This window comes from bacterium (assembly GCA_023145965.1).
Taxonomy (GTDB): Bacteria; UBP14; UBA6098; order UBA6098; family UBA6098; genus UBA6098.
Genome location: JAGLDC010000136.1, coordinates 1 through 2,645, shown reverse-complemented (window position 1 = coordinate 2,645; position 2,645 = coordinate 1). Strand labels below are relative to the sequence as shown.

General features: G+C 39.9%; 3 protein-coding genes. All 3 read right to left on the bottom strand.

Features of this window, described 5'->3' with window-relative positions; all coding sequences use genetic code 11:
- Nucleotides 1-230: 230 nt before the first annotated feature.
- Nucleotides 231-1,043, bottom strand: coding sequence for a response regulator (locus KAH81_10520; GenBank protein ID MCK5834087.1), 813 nt, complete (start codon nt 1,041-1,043; stop codon nt 231-233).
- Nucleotides 1,044-1,059: 16 nt separating this feature from the next.
- Complete coding sequence (locus tag KAH81_10515; GenBank protein MCK5834086.1) at nt 1,060-2,325, bottom strand: response regulator; 1,266 nt, start codon at nt 2,323-2,325, stop codon at nt 1,060-1,062.
- An 8-nt stretch (nt 2,326-2,333) separates the two neighbouring features.
- Nucleotides 2,334-2,645 (bottom strand): HD domain-containing protein (locus KAH81_10510; GenBank protein MCK5834085.1); only part of this gene is annotated, 312 nt, incomplete at its 5' end.

Below are 2,645 nucleotides of genomic sequence, written 5' to 3'. Positions count from 1 at the left end.
AGACCCATTTATTGCAACGCTACCGTTTTATAAGTTAAGCGCAAACGCATTATTTTCTTTAATTTCCGGTTTTAGTGCTTCGACATTTCCTATGATAAAAAATGTCCCCGTTCCTAATAATAAAGAGCGGGGACTGCTACAGGAGGATATCTAATATTTTAAGGACGGGCATTTCCTCCAAGCCGGGTTGCTTCAACGTGGGGGGACTTGCCGGCCCGTCCTTTCTATAATTATAAAACGGCGCAAAGCGCCTTGTAAAGTCTATTTGCTGAAAGCAGATCCTTAGAGATATAGTCCGATATTCCGATTTTTAGTGCTTCAACAGCCAATTCCTCAGAACCGTGTGATGTGATCATTATAACTGGTGCTACTTTTCTCTTCAGAATCTCCTCGGCCCACTCGATACCGGATTTATGGGGCATTGAATGATCCATGAAAATGACATCGTATTTATTGCTATTAATTGAATTCTCGATCTGATCGCAGTCAGTCGCTTCATCAATATTTACATCTAGCTTCTTTAGTTGATTAAGATACGACCTAATGATCCTAATATCGCCTGGATCATCGTCGCAAATGAGTATATTAGCCTTACCATTTAAGCTTTTGAGTTGTTCATCAAGATCGCACTCCAGTTTCCACTGATCGAGTGTGTAAAGAACAGTTCTTTTTATCGTCGAGAGCCCCAATTCAAAATCACATAGCCAATTTTTCGATATATAAGCGTAGGCACCATGACGCATAGCTTCGAAGCTATCCTCCAACTCACCATGGCCAGTGATAACAATAACTGGCGCGATTTCCTTATCGACAATCTCTGAAAGCCATAACTTACCTGATTTCTCAGGCATGGCCATATCGAGTAATATCAGGTCGAATTCTTGTTCAGCCAGGGCTTTTTCAATTTCGCATTTTCTTTCGGCTTCAGTGATCTTGAATTTTCTATCTCTGATTTTTATAAGTATTCGCTTTATCAATTTACGGTCGGCCGGATCGTCGTCGCAAATAAGGACTCTAGTTAATTTGGCGCCTTGTTTTTCCATCCTATCTCCTTTTAATCTATGTTTTTTGTAGTGTAAACCAAAAAATCGATCCTCCATCAGGATTTTCTCTATAACCAATCTCTCCGCCGTGTCTCGCAACGATTTTCTTACAAACGGCTAGGCCGATACCATTCCCCTTGTATTCTCGCCAATTCAACCTTGTGAACATGGTGAATATATCGTCATTAGATGGATTAAGAATCCCAACCCCATTATCTTTTATGTTGATTTCAAAACAATTATCTAATTCACTTAGGTAGATCTGCACTCGTGGAGCCTCATTTTTTCGATGGAATTTTAATGCATTAGATAACAAGTTTTGAAACAACTCCTGCATTTGTATTTTATCGCAGGATACACTTGGCAAATCTCCAACGATTGTCAAGTGCCCTTCAGTCTCACGAATTAATTCAGATATATCGAACCGAATCACATTATCAATAATCTCCGCTAAATCTGTTTGGTGAAAAGGCAATGATCTACTTGTAATTCTGGAATAGACAAGAAGCCCATCGATAAGCTTTATCATTCGCTCTGCACCATCTATCATGAAAGTAAAGTTTTCGATTTGGTCCTCGGTGAGAGTCCCATTAAAAGAAGACTTTAGTAGTTTAGCGAAGGCATAGACTTTTCGTATCGGCTCTTTAAGGTCATGTGATGCCTGATATGCGAATTGTTCGAGTTCTTGGTTGGATATCTCCAGATCAGACATAGTCTGTCTGAGTTTTTCTTCTACCTGCTGGCGGGTAGTAATTTCTTCCTTTAGCCTGGCATTTGCATTGGATAACTCTGCCGTTCGGAGCCTAACCTTACCTTCGAGTTCTTTATTAAAGGTGCGAAGTTCTTCTTCAGTATAGGCTAGTTTTTTTTCTGTCTCTACTTTTTCGATAGCTCTATCGAGTATCTCGGGCAAAAAATCGATAAGGTCAGGAGTTTTCATGACATAATCCATTGCTCCAGCCTTCATCATTTCGACTGCTGTTTGTTCATCACCCTGACCAGTTAAAACTAGAAATGGAATTTTAAAGGATTTTTCACTGAGTATTTTCACAAATCGATCTCCTTTCATGTCAGGAAGATAATAATCCAAAATTAGGAATACATCTCGCGAAGCGAGAATTATATCGATACCTTTTTGGCCAGTGTCTGCACCTGTGACTTTATAACCAGAACGGGCTATTATCCTCTGAAGAAGCTTATTCAAACTTAGATCGTCCTCCACCACAACAATTGTAGGTTTTTTGTTATCTTCAAAACCTCTATTTTCGGATCGCGCACACATAAGAACTCCTATAATGAAAAGCTATCTTTTTGAAACAGTTCAACGCATATATCTACAATTTTTGGCTCGTATAGTCTCCCTCGGTTCTTTTGTATCTCATAGAGAGCGGCCTCGATTCCCGGAGCCGGTCTATATGGCCTATGTGAAGACATAGCCTCAATAACATCTGCAACTGCGATTATCTTTGCCTCAAGTAGGATATCCTTGCCCTTTAAAGTATTGGGATAACCTGAACCATCTAGTCTTTCATGATGCTGCAAAACTATCTCGGATATTGGCCAAGGAAAATCGATAGCCTCCAGTATCTCATAGCCCATTTG

Coding starts and splice junctions, on each gene's coding strand:
- KAH81_10520 (MCK5834087.1), bottom strand. CDS start 1,043: ATGGAAAAACAAGGCGCCAAATTAACTAGAGTCCTTATTTGCGACGAC.
- KAH81_10515 (MCK5834086.1), bottom strand. CDS start 2,325: ATGTGTGCGCGATCCGAAAATAGAGGTTTTGAAGATAACAAAAAACCT.